Here is a 17,624-nt window from a genome sequence, read left to right on the forward strand (position 1 = left end):
GATGGCGGATATTGCCATCATTTTTCATTGGCCTCCTTCTGAAATGTACGATATGAGCATTACCGAACTTTGGGAATGGAGAGCGCAGGCAGCAAGGCGAACGGAGAATGATGAGTGAGTGGTTCAAAATTAGAGTTAAGAGTAATTCTGAATGCGGTTGATAAACTCACTCGCCCATTTAAATCGATGCAATCGGCTAACACTAAGTTGGCCCAAAATATCAAAGCCTCCCGTGAACAGCTTAAGCAACTGAATAGCCAAGCCTCACAGATAGAGGGCTTTCGTAAAACACAGGCTCAGGCCGCAGTTACTGCGCAGAACTTAAAGAAGGCTAAAGCTGAGGCCGCCGCCTTAGCCCAACAATTTAAGGCATCACAAAACCCTACCGCGCAGCAAGCCAAAGCTATGCGGGCGGCTGCGCAAAATGCCAAACAACTACAGCAACAGTATAACGGTCTGCAATCCTCACTACAGCGCCAGCGTGATGCACTAAACGCAGCCGGGTTATCAACCCGCACGCTGGGCACATCACAGCGGGCATTAAGAACCAACATTACCAGCACCACGCAGCAACTTAGGGCGCAACAAGCAGAGTTAGTCCGGCTTGGAGAACGTCAACGGCGGCTAGCGGCAGTTAGAGATCGTTATCAGCGATCTATGCAGCATAAGGCTGTAGTTGCCGGGATGGGATACACCACTCAAGCCACCGGGCGTAGGGTTGGTCAACTGGGGATCCAGTCATTACGGGTAGGTTATGAATTTGATGCTTTGATGAGTAAAACTCAGGCCGTAACCCGCATTCAGGATAAAAACGCGCCAGAAATGCAGGCGCTCAGGCAGCAGGCAAGAACGTTGCCGCTATCATCAAAGTTCACTGATTCCGAAGTGGCCGAAGGTCAATACTTTTTAGCCCGCACCGGCTATAACGCCAAGCAAGTATTAGGGGCAATGCCGGGAATGCTTAATCTTGCCTCGGCTGGCGGTATTGATCTAGGCACTACCGCAGATATAGCATCAAACATTCAGATGGCCATGGGAATACCGGCCGAGAAGATGGACCACGTTGCAGATGTTATGACGGCGCTATTTACTCGGAATAACGTCGATATTCCCATGCTTGGTGAGTCTCTTAAATATTCTGCCGGTGTTGGCCGGGAATACGGGCAGAGCCTTGAAACCGTGGCAGCAGCAACGGCAATGCTAGGGAGTGCCGGTATTCAGGGTAGCCAAGCTGGTACAACGATGCGGAGTGTATTAAGCCGGATTGGTAACTCTGCCGCAGTGAAAGAATTAGGCGTTAAGACCTCAGATAAAAATGGGAATATGCGGGACTTAGTCGATATTTTGAAAGATATCGACGCTAAAACCGCGAAAATGGGGAACGTTGATCGCGGAGCTGTTTATAAGTCCATCGCTGGACAATATGCGGTTACCGGTTTTGGTGTACTCATGCGTGCTGCCAGTAATGGTTCTTTGGAGAAAATGAGAGGCCAGCCCGGCGAGTATGACGGTGAAGCGACTAGGGTCGCCAGAACGATGATGGATAACTTAGCCGGTGATATGACTATTTTACACGCCGGTTTAGAGAACATCAGCGTTGAGCTATTTGAAAAGAATAACGGCTGGTTACGAGAAACGGCCACAAAACTCAGTGATATATTGCATTCAATTTCAGACTTCTTAAAAGCCCACCCTGCCGTGAGTAAAGGGATCGTAATTATTGCCGCTTCTTTTGCTGTAGTTGCCACCGTGATGGGAACGTTGATGATCGGTGTTATGGGGGTTCTTGGCCCTTTGGCTATGCTAAAAATGACATTTTCTATTCTCGGCATTAAAGGTTTTTCAGCTTTCTCCTTAATTACCAAAGGTGTTGGCCTATTGGGTAAAGGGATTATGTTTTTAGGTCGGGCAATGATGGCTAACCCCATTTTGGCAATCATCGCCCTGATAGCGATGGCAGCTATCTGGATTTGGCAAAACTGGGATTGGTTAGGGCCAAAGTTTATAGCACTTTGGGAAAGCGTTAAAAACGCCTGTTCTGTTGCTTGGACCTATATAAAGAATGCTGTAATAACTGCAGCTAAAGCGGTATTGAATTTCTTTATAGATTGGTCATTGCCGGGGCTGATTTATAAGCATTGGGATGCCATTCGAGATAAGACCGGTAAGGCATGGGAAGCATTTAAACGGGTTTGTACGGATGTAGGTACAGCGGTTGCTAACTTTTTTATTAATTGGTCCTTGCCGGGGATCATCTATAAGCACTGGGATGGAATTGTCGATTATGTCAAAGGGCTTAAAGATAGTTTTGTTGAGAATGGCCGGGCCATTATTGACTGGTTGTTATCAGGGATTGATGAGAAGTGGTCAGAACTAAAAAATAAATTTAGTTCTTTAAGTGATCTCATCCCCGGCGGGGTTAAAGAGTTCTTTGGCGTTGAGGCCAGTGCCGAAGTACAGACAAATGGCAATGACCAGCCTCTTTCTAAAATGGCCGATCTGGCTTCTTACCAGCCCCTTAAATTTGGTGGCAGCAATCAGTATGTGGATCAGTCCAAGACTGAAATCAATATTACAAATGGTTCGGGTAATACGGATAGCACGGTAAAGCTGAAAAGAATGCTTGATGAAAGAGATCGAGAAAAGGCCGCACGTCAGCGCAGGGTGTTAGCTGATACTAACTGAGTGGTGAATTTATGATGATGATATTAGGTATGTTCCCGTTCATGTTAAAAACGGTCCCGTATCAGGAATTCCAGCAAACAAAATCGTGGCGCTTTCCCACTAATAATCGCGTTGGAAAATCGCCAGCGGTGCAGTTTACCGGAATAAATAACGATACTATCACCTTATCCGGCGTCTTATTACCTGAGTTTACCGGCGGGCGGCTATCCATGTTTGGGCTAAAAACAATGGCTGATGCAGGTATGGCTTGGCCTTTGATTGAGAGTAGTGGCGCTATATATGGCATGTTTGTTATTGAGAGTATAACGGAAAATAAATCCTTCTTTTTTAAGGATGGTACGGCTCGCCGGATTGAATTTACCATTAACCTTAAGCGCACTGATGATGGCTTATTGGATATGTTAGGGAGCTTAGGCGAGAAAATAGCGGGGTTATTCTGATTATGCTTGATGGAATAATTAACGCCCTAACCGCAAACCCGCTAGCCCCTGACTTTAAGCTGTCTATTGCAAGTAAAGATATTACGAAATCGTTAAGCAGCCGGTTAATTTCGTTGTCTTTAGCCGATAATAGAGGCTTTGAAGTAGACCAGCTTGATATCACCTTGGACGATAGCGATCAGATGTTGGAGTTACCGCCGCGTGGGGCTGTCATTTCTTTATCATTGGGCTGGAACGGCGAACCACTAATTGATAAAGGTGATTTTACGGTAGATGAAATTAGCCATTCTGGTACACCAGATGTATTAACTATACGCGCGCGTAGTGCTGATTTTCGGGGGAATATGAATATCCGTCGTGAAAAGTCATACCATGAAACGACGTTAGGCGAGATCGTTTGGGGAATAGCCGAAGCTAATGGTCTAAAGTTTAAAATATCACCAGAGTTGGCTGAGATTGATATAGACCATATAGACCAGACTGGTGAAAGTGATGGCAGTTTTTTAACTCGGATCGCTCAGGATTATGGGGCTATAGCGACAATTAAGAAGGGCCAATTATTATTTATTTTACCGGGTACCGGTCTGACGGCATCAGGTCATAGTCTAGAGCCTTTTACACTTAAGCGCAGTGATGGTGATAGCCATCAGTTTAATATTGCCGATCGTGATGCTTATACGGGAGTAACGGCCAATTGGCTGGATACCAATACCAAAGATAAAACCAAGGCTACCATTAAACGAAAACCTCGGAAGAAAAAGAAAAAAAAGGAGGACGATTCAGATCCTGAGCGTGATAAAAATAAGGAATACCTAGTTGGAACGGATGAAAATATCTTTGTTATGCGACACACCTACGTATCAAAGAGTAACGCTATGCGGGCCGCTAAAGCCAAGTGGGAGCAATTACAAAGAGGTGTAGCAACATTCAGTATTCAGCTAGCGCGCGGGCGCCCTGAACTTTTCCCTGAAACCCCGGTAATAGTCTCAGGTTTTAAGAAGCCAATAGATGAGGCTCTGTGGATCGTTAAGGCTGTGAGCCATAGTTTAAGTGATAGCGGGTTTACGACTTCCTTAGAACTAGAAGTAAAGATCGAAGATATTGAGCTGGAATAATCGCTTTTCGTTATTTAATGTAATATTATTCACGAATCGTAAATTTAGAGGTGTTTATTATGATGCGATGTAGTCAATGTCATGGTCCGGCACATACCCGAAGTAGTTGTGAAATGTCGATAACAACAAAAGAACGCTATTACCAATGTCAGAATATTAATTGTGGCCATACGTTTGTTTGCCATGAAACTTTTATCAGATCAATTTCGGTTCCCCATAATATTAACCATGTTCAAGCACATCCAACCGTCACCGAAAGTCAATGTGTTTTACCCATGTAAAAGCCCGCGTTAGCGGGCTTGCAGTGCTATTTTACTGGTTCCAATTCTATATAGGGTACATCAACTTCTGATGGTTTTATTTTGAGTTTTTTTGCTACGTCTGCCGTTATTTTTTCATCCTCAAAAATCCCTTTTTCGGCTAGTTCATTAGCGCTTTTTATTGACTGTGCCCATACCTGAATCGCTTTATCAGTCAGCTTAATATCAGACGCTTTCACATCCCACTTAATACCATCACATGGTGAACCTGCAGGCCCGCAGCCATCAGCGTAATAGTCTGCCTGAGCCAATAGAGCGCCAGCGCCTAGTAGTGATTTAGCCGGGATTAATGAAACGCTAACTACGGTGGTTTTGTCTTTTTCTGTCTTATCATTAACTGCCTGCTTTAACACTTCCGCGCGGCTGATTTTATCCTGTGCGGCTGGCGCAATGATGGTCATGCTTGCCCTGATGCGCTGATTTCCTATTGATGTGTTTGTATCTTGGATAATTTCATAAGCAGGTGCTGAGGCTGCTGCGATATTGGCAAAAACCAATATTGATGAACTTATTAAGTATAGGGCTGCTGTGAGTTGTAGCTTAGAGAATAGAGCCATTTGAGATCCTACTTATAATTCGGGGTTACATTACATACTACATTTGGATCGATAGAGTTTCATTGGCTTTGATGCAAAAACCGATCGCCATTTCATCGCCACTTTAAGTTAGGCATAAAAAAGCCCACTTAACAAAGCGGACTTAATTATCTGTATTTACTACTAAAATTTGGTGGCCCCTGCTGGACTTGAACCAGCGACCAAGCGATTATGAGTCGCCTGCTCTAACCACTGAGCTAAGGGGCCAAGTGGCGGCGATTATACGGTAAACCTTATTGTTTAGTCCATAGTTACGTAGTGTGAACGTTGGTTTTATGCACAGTTGTAGATCGTGATGCTTGCTGGTAGCGTATACCTGATAATGATTTGATCTCAGGCGAAACAACGATGCTTAAAGATATTTTACAGCCCGGTCTACAGGTGGTTTTTTGCGGCATCAATCCGGGGCTAAAAGCCTCAGCCAGCGGCTTTCATTTTGCTAATCGAACTAATCGATTCTGGCGAGTGTTATATCAGGCGGGTTTTACCAAAACGTTGTTAACGCCGGAAGAGGATCGCAAGATTTTAGTAAGCCACTGCGGATTAACTGCTCTGGTAGCGCGGCCAACAGTACAGGCAGCGGAGCTTTCCAGTCAGGAGTTGAAACAAGGGGCGACGTTACTGATTGAGAAGCTCGAACGCTATCAGCCTCGTGCCGTAGCGATATTGGGTAAACAGGCCTACCATCAGGCATTCGGTATACGCAATGCCCCATGGGGTAGGCAAGATATGACCATAGGTCAAACGCAAGTCTGGATATTACCTAATCCCAGTGGTTTGAACCGCGCAACGCTGGAACAATTAACCGAAAGCTATCGTGAGCTGGCGATAGCATTAGAGATTGTGTAGGGCATTTTTGAAGTTATGCTGTTGGTTCAATTCTTAAATTAGCCACCAGCAGCTAAACGCTCCCGAACCTCCATCAACGCAAATCCCAACAAATTCTGTCCATCCCATAATAAAGGGTTTGCTGCTCGAGGGTCATCCTGTGCCAGACCAATACCCCAGATCTTGTCCACCGGGCTGGCTTCAACCAGAACTCGCTGTTTGGTATTGAACAGAAATTCCTTCAGATTTGGGTGCTGGCTGAACTTATGCTGATTGCCTTCACAAACCAGCTCAAAGCAGCGTGATTGCCATAGCTGTTGATCGAAGCCCTTTACCTGTCTGCCCAGACTTTTAGCCTGTGCGGGCGTTCTGGCGCTTAAAATCTGTGGAATAATCTGTTCATCACCAAATAACTGAGCTTTACTCGCCATCATCCAATGTTCTGCAGTTGCATAAGTGACTCCGTCAACCACAAAAGGGGAGAGCCACCACTGGCTAAAGCAGGAAGCCGTAATAACGCCATTGGCTGAGGGTTGATGCCCCCAAAAATAGAGATACTTAAACTGAGTGCCTGACTTCACTGCACTCTGTAATGCCTGAAGTGAATAATTTCCCTGTTGCATATAACCTTCCCTTAAAATAAAGACTAAGCCTGAAAACAAGAAAACCCCAGAGGGCTGGGGTTTTCTTGTTTACTATTCATCAACGCAAAGATTAATCATCCAGGAAGCTGCGCAGTACTTCTGAGCGGCTTGGGTGACGTAACTTACGTAATGCTTTCGCTTCGATCTGACGAATACGCTCACGGGTAACATCGAACTGTTTACCCACTTCTTCTAACGTATGGTCAGTATTCATATCGATACCAAAACGCATGCGCAGCACTTTCGCTTCACGAGCGGTCAGACCGGCAAGTACGTCGTGGGTTGCTGAACGCAGGCTTTCAGACGTTGCAGAGTCCAGTGGCAGCTCGAGGGTGGTATCCTCGATAAAATCACCTAAATGCGAATCTTCATCGTCGCCGATTGGCGTTTCCATAGAGATTGGCTCTTTGGCGATCTTCAGCACTTTACGGATCTTGTCTTCTGGCATCAGCATGCGCTCTGCCAGTTCTTCCGGCAGTGGCTCACGCCCCATTTCTTGCAGCATCTGGCGAGAGATACGGTTAAGCTTGTTAATCGTTTCAATCATATGCACTGGAATACGGATAGTGCGCGCCTGATCGGCAATTGAACGAGTGATCGCCTGACGGATCCACCAGGTGGCGTAAGTTGAGAACTTATAACCACGACGATATTCAAACTTATCTACCGCTTTCATCAGACCGATGTTACCTTCCTGAATCAGATCCAGGAACTGTAAGCCACGGTTGGTATACTTTTTAGCGATAGAGATAACCAGACGTAAGTTTGCTTCAACCATCTCTTTCTTCGCACGGCGAGCTTTGGCTTCACCGATAGACATGCGACGGTTGATATCTTTAACCTGCTCGATGGTTAAGCCGGTTTCATCTTCAATTAACTGTAACTTCTGGATGCAGCGCTCGACTTCTTCGCTAACATCTTTCAGTTTTTCAGACCATGGTTTACCCATCGCCAGAGCGCTGTTAAACCAGTCCATTGACGTTTCATTGCTGGCGAACAGAGTGACGAAGTTTTTCTTCGGCATTTTACTCTGTTCAACACACAGTTTAAGGATCAAACGTTCCTGAGTACGGACGCGATCCATCATCTGGCGCATGTTGTTGACCAGATAATCAAACTGTTTTGGCACCAGACGGAACTGTTTGAATACTTCAGACAGTTTTACGATCTCTTCAATTGCCTGTGCGTTGCTGCGACCAAACTCTTTAATGGCCTTGCGGGTAGCTTCATATTGCAGACGCAGGTCGTTAAACTTCTCACGGGCAAGTTCAGGATCGATACCGATATCTTCATCGGAATCGGAATCATCAGAGTCTTCGTCATCATCGTCATCATCATCCTGCTCTTCGCTGGATAATTCTGAACCTACATGTGTTGCCGCAGGACCAATGGTGTCATCAGCATTAGGATCGATAAATGCGGTGATAATGTCAGACAGTCGGGTTTCGCCAGTTTCAACGCGGTCGTATTGTTCCAGCAGATAGGTGATCGCTTCAGGGTATTCTGCAACAGAACACTGAACCTGATTGATACCTTCTTCTATGCGTTTTGCAATGTCGATCTCGCCTTCGCGGGTTAACAGTTCAACGGTACCCATTTCACGCATATACATGCGCACCGGATCTGTTGTACGACCGATTTCGGATTCAACGCTGGAGAGCACTTGTGCTGCGGCTTCCGCTGCATCTTCATCGGTGTCTGCGGTGTTTTCTGCGAGCATTAGATCATCGGCATCAGGTGCTATTTCCATTACCTGAATACCCATATCATTGATCATCTGGATGATATCTTCGATTTGATCTGAATCGATGATATCTTCAGGCAGATGGTCATTGACCTGAGCGTAGGTCAGGTAGCCTTGCTCCTTGCCTAGGGTAACAAGAAGTTTAAGCTGTGACTGCGGGTTTTGCTCCATAAGACGGTATCCACACTTCAGAGTATTAAATTTTATCGGCTAAGCCGGTAATCATAAGGTAGTCGGGCTATGTTTATCAGCTGTCGCCTTTATAAACAGCTATGCGCAGGATTTCTTACCTGCAATGAGCGGCACTTAAGCCGTTAATTCTGTTAAATCTGTCAAACTAATCTTTTTTTGCCAGAGCCATATTCAAAGACCATAATTCTTTGCGCTCTTCGGCATTCAAACCGTGGGTTCTGTCACGGGCAATCAGTTCTTCCTGACGTTGCTCTAATACTGAGTCATACAGTTTAGCTAACGTATCAAGAAATGTTTCTTCAACCATGTCCTCTACAATCATGTGGTTCCATGTTGCTAAAGTTTCAAGTTGTTGACTGTAATTATTTCCGCGATACAGCTCTAAAAGTTGTCCGGTAGTTAATCCCGGCTGAGCCAGACAGGTTTTAACCAGCTCAATAAACAGCGGTACTCCCGCCAGATTGGTCTGTTCCAACCCCTGTACTGACGGAACCTGTGTTGCCAGATAAGGACGCTGAATCAACAGACCTATCAGTATACGCATAGTTGTGCGTTTTAGCTGGGGTGCCTGATAGCTTTGTTCAGTTTCAATTTGTTTCGGCATCAGTTTATCTAGCTGACTGTCATCCAGAATGCCCAGCTTTTGTCCGAGCTGCTGGCGTAGATATAAACGTAATGTCTCGCCAGGTACCTTGCTAATAAGCGGCAAGGCTAATGTACTAAGTTTAGCACGCCCATCAGGTGAACTCAGATCGACCTGCGGCATAAGTGTATCAAATAAAAACATCGAAAGAGGTTGGGCTTGTTCTAAACGTTGCTGAAAAGCTTCCTTTCCCTCTTTTCTTACCAGCGTATCCGGATCTTCTCCATCCGGTAAAAACATAAAGCGTAGCTGGCGACCATCAGTCAGGTAAGGCAGGGCGGTTTCTAATGCACGCCATGCGGCCTCACGACCGGCATTATCGCCGTCATAACAGCAGATAACGTTATCCGTAGAGCGGAACATTAACTGAATGTGTTCTGCCGTTGTGGAGGTTCCCAGCGAGGCGACGGCATAATCAATGCCAAACTGCGCCAGTGCCACCACATCCATATAGCCTTCAACGACTAACAGCTTATCGAGCTGATTACGATTCAGCTGCGCTTCATACAGGCCATATAACTGGCGACCTTTATGGAAAATCTCTGTTTCCGGTGAGTTTAGATATTTAGGTGTTCCGCTACCTAAAATTCTTCCACCAAAGGCGATAACCCGACCGCGCTTGTCGCGGATGGGGAACATGACTCGTTCGCGAAAGCGATCATAAGTCCGCCCATTATCATTGGTCACCAACATTCCCGCATCATTGAGTGATTCGCGGTTTTCCGGTGAGCGACCAAAACGTTTCAGAACGTTATCCCATCCGGAAGGCGCAAAGCCAATGGCAAAGCGCTGAATAATGTCGTCACTTAAACCACGTTGCGCCAGATAGTTTCGCGCATCCTGAGACTGAGGTTGGTTTAAGGATTCCTGATAGAACTTAGCTAATGGTTCCATCAGTTGATACAGACTTTGTCTTTGGTGTTTCTCTAACTGGCTGATACCGGTGCCGGATTCGTAAGGAATTTCCAGACTGTGCATGGTTGCCAGTTCTTCAACGCTTTCAACGAACTCCAGACGGTCAAAGTTCATTAAGAAATCAATAGCATTACCATGAGCTCCGCAGCCGAAGCAGTGATAAAACTGTTTTTCACCGTTAACGGTGAAAGAGGGCGTTTTCTCATTATGGAACGGACAACAGGCGTGATAATTCTTGCCTTGCTTTTTAAGCTTCACACGAGCATCTATAAGATCGACGATGTCCGTACGGGCCAGCAAGTCATTGATAAATACGCGTGGGATTCGTCCTGCCATTAAGCCTCAATTCGTAAATCCATAAATGAGAATAAGCCGCGCATTCCTTTCGGAAAGCACGGCATACTTATATGCAGTTAGCTATTACTAGCTTTAGCTACACGACCAACCTGCGCATTAATCGCGCGCTCGGAGTTAACCGAAGGTATTAATACAGGCGGGTGCGGCGTGCGTTTTCACGAGCTAATTTCTTCGCGTGACGTTTCACAGCAGAAGCTTTAGCGCGTTTACGTTCAGTAGTTGGTTTTTCGTAGAATTCACGGCTACGAACTTCAGCAAGGATACCTGCTTTTTCGCATGAACGCTTGAAACGACGTAATGCTACGTCAAATGGCTCGTTTTCACGTACTTTAATTACCGGCATGTGCCTTTCACCTCAATAGAAATCGGTTTTGCTGCTGGCGCTGTTGCCAGCCATATTCAAAATGGTGCGGAATTCTACTGCGAATAGGTGCTGCTTGTAAAGTCCTGTTACCGATTCATTCATCGGTAGTTGGCAGAAAACAGCCCGTCATCATTGTATAAACAGCTACCATCACGTTAGTGCGCTGAAAGTCCCGGTTATTTTTATCCATCTATAATCGGGACTTTCAACCATCAAATTTTTACTATTTTAATGCTTATTTGCCCTGGCCTTTCACCGGTGAGCTTTTTGGTAGCTCATTTTGGGCATTGCCAACTAACTGAATAAACTCTGAGCGCAGATCGTATTTATCCGCACCGCGACCTTCATTTGCCAGCTTCAGGGTATCGTCCAGCGTGAATGCGCCAGTTGATGCACCGTTATCTTTTAACTGCTGAGCAAATGCAGCAACAGCAGCGGCGAAGCGGAAATCTTTGCTGCTGTTATCCAGAGTATTGTTCATTTGTGATTCAGGAACCGGTAGCTCAATACGCTGAGGAGTGCTTTGTGCATTTGGCGTTTTATAGCGCAGATGCATCATAGCGATCTCTTTGGTTTGACGCAGGTAACTGTTAGCGGATGGTGTACCGATGAAACCATATTGTTCAGCGTTCCACTCTTCTGAGCTGCCCGCAGGAATAATTTCATACAGCGCGGTCATGGTTTGACCGGTGACCACAACACCGCTATTTGCCGCATTGCTGTTCTCTTCTGATGGTGTCTGATAACCCAGCAGGCGGTAGGCCTTAATGTACGTTGGGTTAAACTCGACTTTCATAGAAAACTCTTTTGCTACCGGTGTTTGTGTAGCACTTAATTGCTCATCCCACACTTTGTCGCTGTCGCGGATGTTGTCGATGTACTGATGCACACCGTTACCAACGTAAGCCACTTCAGCCAGTGAAGATGGGCTAAACTGACTGGCGGTGAATCCTAAAGTGGTTAGGGAAATTTGTGAGGCTGGATGGTTAGCGAAGAAATCGCTGGCATCCTGTACTGTGCTGAAGCCTGCATTATAAGTGCTGTTACCCACCAGAATGACGCGGTTGATACCATCAGCAATATAATGATCTTTTGCCAGAGTATAAGCTTCTGTCAGACGAGAGCTGTCCTGAATGGTTTTTCCACTGCTTAAGCTGGAAATTGCAGACAGCATTTTGTCTTTTTTATCGCCAGTAGTTGGTTCCAGCAGAACGCCTTTATCGCCAGAGGCACTCATCAGTGTCAAAGTATCCTGAGGAGTTAATTGATTAACCAGATGAGTCAGGCTGGTTTTGATCAGTGACAAATCAGCACCTTCACCACCGACTAACACCACCAGGTTTACCGCACGACGCTCAGTACTGGTTTGAGCATCACCGGCTTTAATTGCTACGCGTAGCAGACGGGTATTTGGATTCCATGGCGTAATCGCGATTTCACCGTTAGCCGCGAAAGGAATTCGCCCTTGTGGCTGTGGATAATCATAAGGGAAGAAATTTACCCACTCAGACAACTGAATGCTGTTTTTTCCTGGCAGGGTTGAACGTGCCAGAGCACGGCGCATATTATTGTAGCTACCGTTATTGTCCGCGGCAGAAATCAATACTTCAGGGCCATTTTGGGCGCTTGTTTTATAAGCCTGTTTGATTTCCTGCTCTGGTGATCCTGCCGTTTTTGCTGGCGAAGGAAGATTTAAATTAGGATCGGTTGAGCTACAGCCGGCAAGTACCAGTGCACTCAACAATGCCAGGGAATGGATTCCACGTTTAACACTTTGAGCTTTAGTCATTTCTATCTCAATCAAGTTGTTTGGTGTTCATTAGATGGACAAAAGAAAGGCGAAGCATACCCAGAGTTTCCGGGGTGCTGCAAGCGACTTTGCGCCTAGTTTATCGAAATATGTTAGCGACTGCTGCTAATTAGTGATATTCAGTAGCATTTTTCTTGAAGTGTGTGATTCTTTATTTTCAGCTTATTGTCTGTGTTATTATTTAACGCAATACAAATTGTGTGTCCGCATGGTTGTGACAGCGGCGCAGATAATGAATTCAGAGGCTGTCTGGCAGGTTATGCGTATATTAGGTATTGAAACGTCATGCGATGAGACCGGTGTGGCGATTTATGACGATCGGCAGGGCTTATTAGCCGATCAACTTTACAGTCAGGTTAAACTGCATGCGGATTACGGTGGTGTAGTACCTGAGCTGGCATCTCGCGATCACGTACGTAAAACCGTTCCTCTGATTCAGGCTGCGCTTAAGCAGGCAAATCTAACCGCCGCTGATATCGATGGTATCGCTTATACCGCCGGACCAGGTCTGGTTGGGGCTTTGTTGGTTGGTGCAACCGTTGGGCGTTCTTTGGCACTGGCGTGGAATGTTCCCGCGGTAGCGGTTCATCATATGGAAGGTCACCTGTTAGCACCAATGCTGGAAGATAATCCACCGGAGTTTCCATTTGTTGCGCTGTTGGTTTCTGGTGGACATACCCAACTAATTAGCGTTACGGGTATTGGTCAATATGAACTGTTGGGTGAGTCTATTGATGATGCCGCCGGTGAAGCATTTGATAAAACCGCTAAACTGCTGGGGCTGGATTATCCCGGTGGGCCTATGCTGTCTAAAATGGCACAACAGGGTGTTGCCGGACGTTTTACTTTTCCGCGCCCAATGACCGATCGTCCGGGCCTTGATTTTAGTTTCTCCGGTCTTAAAACGTTTGCTGCTAATACCATTCGTCAGTCCGGTGATGACGAGCAAACTAAAGCCGATATTGCCAGAGCATTTGAAGATGCGGTGGTGGATACGCTGGCAATTAAATGCCGTCGGGCGCTGGATGAAACCGGATTTAACCGCCTGGTGATGGCTGGCGGTGTCAGTGCTAACCGCACGCTGCGCAGCAAAATGGCCGATATAATGAAACAGCGTAAAGGCGAAGTATTTTATGCTCGTCCTGAGTTCTGTACCGATAATGGCGCAATGATTGCCTATGCAGGAATGGTTCGACTGAAAGCCGGTGAAGCGACAGGGCTGGAAGTATCGGTTCGTCCACGCTGGCCGCTGGATCAGTTGCCACCGGTGAGTTGATCATGGTTGAATTTGAATAACTAAATAGCTATTCCGGCCGTAAATATGTATTTGCTTAAATACAATCAGCGGCCGGAGAATTTTGTTGAATAGTTAACTTACTCTGGTTTATCGCTATCTGTGGTTTCTTCTGCTTTCTTCTTCTTAAACCGATCCCATATCTTCCCTTCCTGACCGCGCCATAACCGCTGAATATTGTCATGATGACGAATCAAAACCAGACAGGAAAGCATTGCTACCGGAAAGGTGAACTGCGGTTTAAACCACCAGGTATAAAACGGCGCAATGAGTGCACTGATAATGGCACCCAATGAGGAATAACCGCTGAGCAGCACTGTCAATAGCCAGGTCCCGGTCATTAGTCCGGTCAAATCCCAGCCTATAGGTGCAATGGCACCAAATGCAGTTGCCACACCTTTACCACCGCGAAAGTGGAAGAAAATCGGGTAGATATGTCCCAGACAGGCAACAATAGCGGTTAAGCCAAGATAAAGAGGGGAAAGGTTCAGCTTGTAGGCCACCCAAACAGGCAGCATGCCTTTTAGTACATCGAATATTAATACGGCTGCAGCTGCAGCTTTTCCGCCAATACGCAGCACATTGGTTGCACCGGGATTACCGGAACCATGCTCTCGTGGGTCGGGCAGTTTGGCGATACGACAAACCAACACTGCGCTGGATATTGATCCACATAGATAGGCGATAATGATCATGCCAAGCGCGATAGCACTCATAAACTCGATTCCATCTAATAATTGTCGTTTTACTCTCTGCTAACGTGGATAATACGCATATTCTGCCCGAAGTGGTATGCCTTAATTGAAAAACTGAGAGTGATGTTATGGATATCGTATTTATAGAACAGCTCAGCGTCATTACAACCATCGGGGTTTATGACTGGGAGCAGACGATTAAACAGAAGCTTATTTTCGATATCGAAATGGGCTGGGATAATCGCAAAGCCGCCGCCAGTGACAACGTTTGTGACTGCCTTAGCTATGCTGATGTTAGTGAAGCCGTGATTGAAAAGGTCGAAAACGAGCGTTTTGCCTTAGTTGAACGAGTAGCAGAAGAAGTTGCTGATTTATTAATGCAGCGTTTTTCTATTCCATGGATTAGGATCAAAGTGAGTAAACCGGGAGCCGTAGCAGCGGCGAAGCAGGTTGGTGTGATCATTGAACGTGGTTCACGCTTAGCCTGAAACAATAAGCCCGATGGAATGAAACTTAATGAACTGAATTCTGTCTGAGCTGCGCGGGTTATTAAAATTATTGTCTGGTAATCAGGCACAAATATTTTCTTTATCTATTTTGCAAGGGATCTATTGATGGATGGTTTTCACTCGTTGGTCGTGGCATTTATTCTCGGTGTTGTTGAGGGGTTAACCGAGTTTTTGCCGGTTTCCTCAACGGGCCATATGATTATTGTTGGTGAGCTGTTGGGTTTTTCTGGCGACACCGCATCTACATTTGAAGTAGTTATTCAGTTAGGGTCAATTCTTGCGGTCGTGGTGGTGTTTTGGCGTCGCCTGTTTGGTCTGATTGGTATTCATTTTGGTGAGGTTCCTCACGAAGGGAAAGGCAAGGGGCGCCTGACTCTGGCACATATTATTTTAGGGATGTTACCGGCGGTGATCGCTGGTTTTGCTCTGCACGATGATATTAAACAATATTTGTTTGGCGCTAAAACCGTTATGTATGCCCTGATTGCCGGCGGTTTATTGTTGATTGCTGCTGAAATGCTAAAACCTAAAGTTCCGCGTGCGGAAGGGCTGGACGATATGACGTATCGCCAGGCTTTCATTATTGGTTGTTTCCAGTGCCTGGCCCTGTGGCCTGGTTTCTCCCGTTCAGGTGCCACTATCTCCGGTGGAATGCTGATTGGCGTTAGCCGTTATGCCGCATCAGAGTTCTCTTTTATTCTGGCTGTACCGATGATGCTTGGTGCGACAATTTTGGTGTTGTACAAAAGCATGGGGCTATTAGTTTGGGATGATTTGCCAATGTTTGCCGTCGGCTTTTTCACTGCTTTTGTGGTGGCGTTGCTGGCGATTAAAACCTTCCTGAGCGTGATTAAGCGTTTCTCATTTATTCCATTCGCTATCTATCGCTTCTTCGTTGCTGGCGTTATTTATCTGGTGTTTTTCTGATTTAAGTATCAGAGGCATAATGAATAAAAAAGGCACTGATTGTTATTAATCAGTGCCTCAGATTGCTGACAAAATTCTGATAGTTCAGTATGGTACCTTAAGATAGCTAATCGTCGGGAGGGACGGGTGTTGGGGTCGACTTGGCGTAAGCCAACGAAGCGCCCCTAACCCGGCCAGGCCCGATGCGCTCCAATGTTAAGTACAAATGCTCTACCGACCGTATTCAGTGTTGATTTAAGCACATTATTTTTACGGTCGGAATATCCACAGGTGCTGATTTATTAGGTTTGACTGACAAATTAATTAGCTTTGCGGCTGATTTTCTTTCCAAACAGTGAGCGCCTCTAAACGTCGCTTATTCAGCTGCTCTTTAATATCCGCACCAGTGAATCCCTGATCGATAATATCTTTAACCGATACCCCATTAACCACGTCAAAAGCCTGTCTGAGATAGTTTGCCTGCGGATAGGCTTTTTGCTGCCAGCCAGCCCGACCGCGATAATCTGCTTCGCTGACCAATAGCATCTGTTCCAGCCGATGTGGTTTACGCCAGACATCGATAGTGTTCAACATACTTAATATACTGTCCGGTCGTAATTGATATATGGTGTGAATGCGATCGTGGTACTCAGAAACCAGACAGGCCAGCTCGCGAGTAGCATTAGGAATTTTGTAGCGCTGGCAAATATCTTCTACCAGCTTTATGCCAGCTAAACCATGACCATGATGGTGGGGCCAGAGCGCTTCTGGCGTAACACCTTTACCGACATCATGCAGTAATGCGGAGAAGCGGACATCTATTTCATCACTCAGGGTTGCAGCCATCTCCAGTACCATTAATACATGTACACCAGTATCGATTTCCGGATGCCATTTTTCAGGAGCTGGAACGCCAAACAAATTATTAATTTCAGGGAACAAAACTGCTAAGGCACCGCATTCTCGCAGTACTTCAAAAAATACCTGAGGGCTACGAGTTGATAGTGCTTTTTCCGTCTCTTTCCAGACGCGTTCTGCCGTCAGGTGTGCTATTTCACCGCTGTTAACAATCTCTTTCATCAACTGCCAGGTTTCTGGTGCGATGGTAAAGCCAAGATTGGCATAACGTGCAGCAAAACGGGCAATCCTCAATACTCGTAAAGGATCTTCACTGAAAGCCACTGATACGTGGCGTAAAATACGCAGCTCCAGATCCCGTTGACCATGATAAGGATCGATAAGAGTACCGTCGTCATCCTGCGCAATGGCATTGATGGTGAGGTCCCGACGTAGTAGGTCTTGCTCCAGAGTGACATCCGGGGCGGCATAACAGGTAAAACCGGTATAGCCGGATCCTGATTTACGCTCGGTGCGTGCCAGCGCGTGCTCATCATGAGTTTGTGGATGAAGGAATACCGGAAAATCCTTTCCTACCTGCTGATAGCCTAACGTTAGCATTTGTTCAGGTGTGGCACCAACCACCACCCAATCACGCTCATGTACGGGTAAGCCCAGTAGTTGATCGCGGACGGCTCCGCCAACAAGATAGGTTTTCACGTCTTCTCCA

17 protein-coding genes and 1 tRNA gene are annotated in these 17,624 nt (G+C 46.1%); 9 read left to right on the forward strand and 9 right to left on the reverse strand.

The window, feature by feature from the left end; translation table 11 throughout:
• Position 1: 1 nt before the first annotated feature.
• Genes GOL65_RS14080 through GOL65_RS14100 form a run of 5 tightly spaced genes read left to right on the forward strand, consistent with a single transcriptional unit; the run spans position 2 to position 4,521 of the window.
• Positions 2–118: a GpE family phage tail protein gene (locus GOL65_RS14080; protein WP_179038416.1), complete on the forward strand. Its 117-nt coding sequence runs from the start codon at positions 2–4 to the stop codon at positions 116–118.
• A complete protein-coding gene (locus GOL65_RS14085; RefSeq protein ID WP_179038417.1) occupies positions 115–2,685 on the forward strand; it encodes a phage tail tape measure protein in 2,571 nt (856 codons plus the stop codon). Before GOL65_RS14080 ends, GOL65_RS14085 begins: the two co-directional genes overlap by 4 nt.
• A gap of 11 nt (positions 2,686–2,696) precedes the next feature.
• Positions 2,697–3,125, forward strand: a complete 429-nt coding sequence (locus GOL65_RS14090) for a phage tail protein (protein ID WP_051323313.1) — start codon at positions 2,697–2,699, stop codon at positions 3,123–3,125.
• 2 nt (positions 3,126–3,127) lie between these two features.
• Positions 3,128–4,240 (forward strand): phage late control D family protein, encoded by a 1,113-nt coding sequence (locus GOL65_RS14095; RefSeq protein ID WP_179038418.1) that lies wholly within the window; start codon positions 3,128–3,130, stop codon positions 4,238–4,240.
• A gap of 59 nt (positions 4,241–4,299) precedes the next feature.
• On the forward strand, positions 4,300–4,521 hold the full coding sequence (locus tag GOL65_RS14100) for an ogr/Delta-like zinc finger family protein (protein ID WP_179038419.1): 222 nt from the start codon (positions 4,300–4,302) through the stop codon (positions 4,519–4,521).
• Between the two features lie 26 nt (positions 4,522–4,547).
• Here the strand turns inward: GOL65_RS14100 and GOL65_RS14105 are convergent, their stop codons facing one another.
• Both GOL65_RS14105 and GOL65_RS14110 read right to left on the reverse strand, forming a co-directional pair.
• A complete protein-coding gene (locus GOL65_RS14105) occupies positions 4,548–5,117 on the reverse strand; it encodes a DUF4875 domain-containing protein (protein WP_456152041.1) in 570 nt (189 codons plus the stop codon).
• A gap of 170 nt (positions 5,118–5,287) precedes the next feature.
• A tRNA-Ile gene (locus GOL65_RS14110) sits at positions 5,288–5,363 on the reverse strand.
• A gap of 141 nt (positions 5,364–5,504) precedes the next feature.
• On the opposite strand from GOL65_RS14110, the gene mug reads away from it, so the two are divergent.
• Positions 5,505–6,005: a G/U mismatch-specific DNA glycosylase gene (mug, locus tag GOL65_RS14115; protein ID WP_140920392.1), complete on the forward strand. Its 501-nt coding sequence runs from the start codon at positions 5,505–5,507 to the stop codon at positions 6,003–6,005.
• A gap of 38 nt (positions 6,006–6,043) precedes the next feature.
• Here the strand turns inward: mug and GOL65_RS14120 are convergent, their stop codons facing one another.
• The 5 genes from GOL65_RS14120 to GOL65_RS14140 all read right to left on the reverse strand — a co-directional run bounded on the left by GOL65_RS14120 (position 6,044) and on the right by GOL65_RS14140 (position 12,632).
• The gene (locus tag GOL65_RS14120; RefSeq protein WP_140920391.1) at positions 6,044–6,607 is read right to left on the reverse strand and encodes an NADAR family protein; all 564 of its coding nucleotides are present in this window, start codon (positions 6,605–6,607) and stop codon (positions 6,044–6,046) included.
• A 91-nt stretch (positions 6,608–6,698) separates the two neighbouring features.
• Positions 6,699–8,543, reverse strand: coding sequence for an RNA polymerase sigma factor RpoD (gene rpoD / locus GOL65_RS14125; protein ID WP_140920390.1), 1,845 nt, complete (start codon positions 8,541–8,543; stop codon positions 6,699–6,701).
• A 166-nt stretch (positions 8,544–8,709) separates the two neighbouring features.
• On the reverse strand, positions 8,710–10,458 hold the full coding sequence (gene dnaG, locus GOL65_RS14130; RefSeq protein WP_140920389.1) for a DNA primase: 1,749 nt from the start codon (positions 10,456–10,458) through the stop codon (positions 8,710–8,712).
• A gap of 148 nt (positions 10,459–10,606) precedes the next feature.
• Entirely contained in the window at positions 10,607–10,822 is a 216-nt protein-coding gene (rpsU, locus tag GOL65_RS14135) for a 30S ribosomal protein S21 (RefSeq protein WP_027275017.1), read from the reverse strand.
• Positions 10,823–11,078: 256 nt separating this feature from the next.
• Entirely contained in the window at positions 11,079–12,632 is a 1,554-nt protein-coding gene (locus GOL65_RS14140; protein ID WP_140920388.1) for a vWA domain-containing protein, read from the reverse strand.
• Positions 12,633–12,912: 280 nt separating this feature from the next.
• Between GOL65_RS14140 and tsaD the strand changes: the two genes are divergently transcribed.
• Positions 12,913–13,929, forward strand: coding sequence for a tRNA (adenosine(37)-N6)-threonylcarbamoyltransferase complex transferase subunit TsaD (gene tsaD / locus GOL65_RS14145; RefSeq protein ID WP_130593734.1), 1,017 nt, complete (start codon positions 12,913–12,915; stop codon positions 13,927–13,929).
• Positions 13,930–14,027: 98 nt separating this feature from the next.
• On the opposite strand, the gene plsY is transcribed toward tsaD, so the two are convergent.
• A complete protein-coding gene (plsY, locus tag GOL65_RS14150) occupies positions 14,028–14,663 on the reverse strand; it encodes a glycerol-3-phosphate 1-O-acyltransferase PlsY (protein WP_140920387.1) in 636 nt (211 codons plus the stop codon).
• Between the two features lie 107 nt (positions 14,664–14,770).
• Here plsY and folB point away from each other — a divergent pair, with 107 nt between their 5' ends.
• Both folB and bacA read left to right on the forward strand, forming a co-directional pair.
• Complete coding sequence (gene folB / locus GOL65_RS14155) at positions 14,771–15,130, forward strand: bifunctional dihydroneopterin aldolase/7,8-dihydroneopterin epimerase (protein WP_140920386.1); 360 nt, start codon at positions 14,771–14,773, stop codon at positions 15,128–15,130.
• A 126-nt stretch (positions 15,131–15,256) separates the two neighbouring features.
• Positions 15,257–16,078 (forward strand): undecaprenyl-diphosphate phosphatase, encoded by an 822-nt coding sequence (bacA, locus tag GOL65_RS14160; protein ID WP_140920385.1) that lies wholly within the window; start codon positions 15,257–15,259, stop codon positions 16,076–16,078.
• A 303-nt stretch (positions 16,079–16,381) separates the two neighbouring features.
• Here the strand turns inward: bacA and GOL65_RS14165 are convergent, their stop codons facing one another.
• Positions 16,382–17,614: a multifunctional CCA addition/repair protein gene (locus tag GOL65_RS14165; RefSeq protein WP_140920384.1), complete on the reverse strand. Its 1,233-nt coding sequence runs from the start codon at positions 17,612–17,614 to the stop codon at positions 16,382–16,384.
• Positions 17,615–17,624 lie beyond the last annotated feature (10 nt).

The organism is Limnobaculum xujianqingii (genome assembly GCF_013394855.1).
Lineage (GTDB): Bacteria > Pseudomonadota > Gammaproteobacteria > Enterobacterales > Enterobacteriaceae > Limnobaculum > Limnobaculum xujianqingii.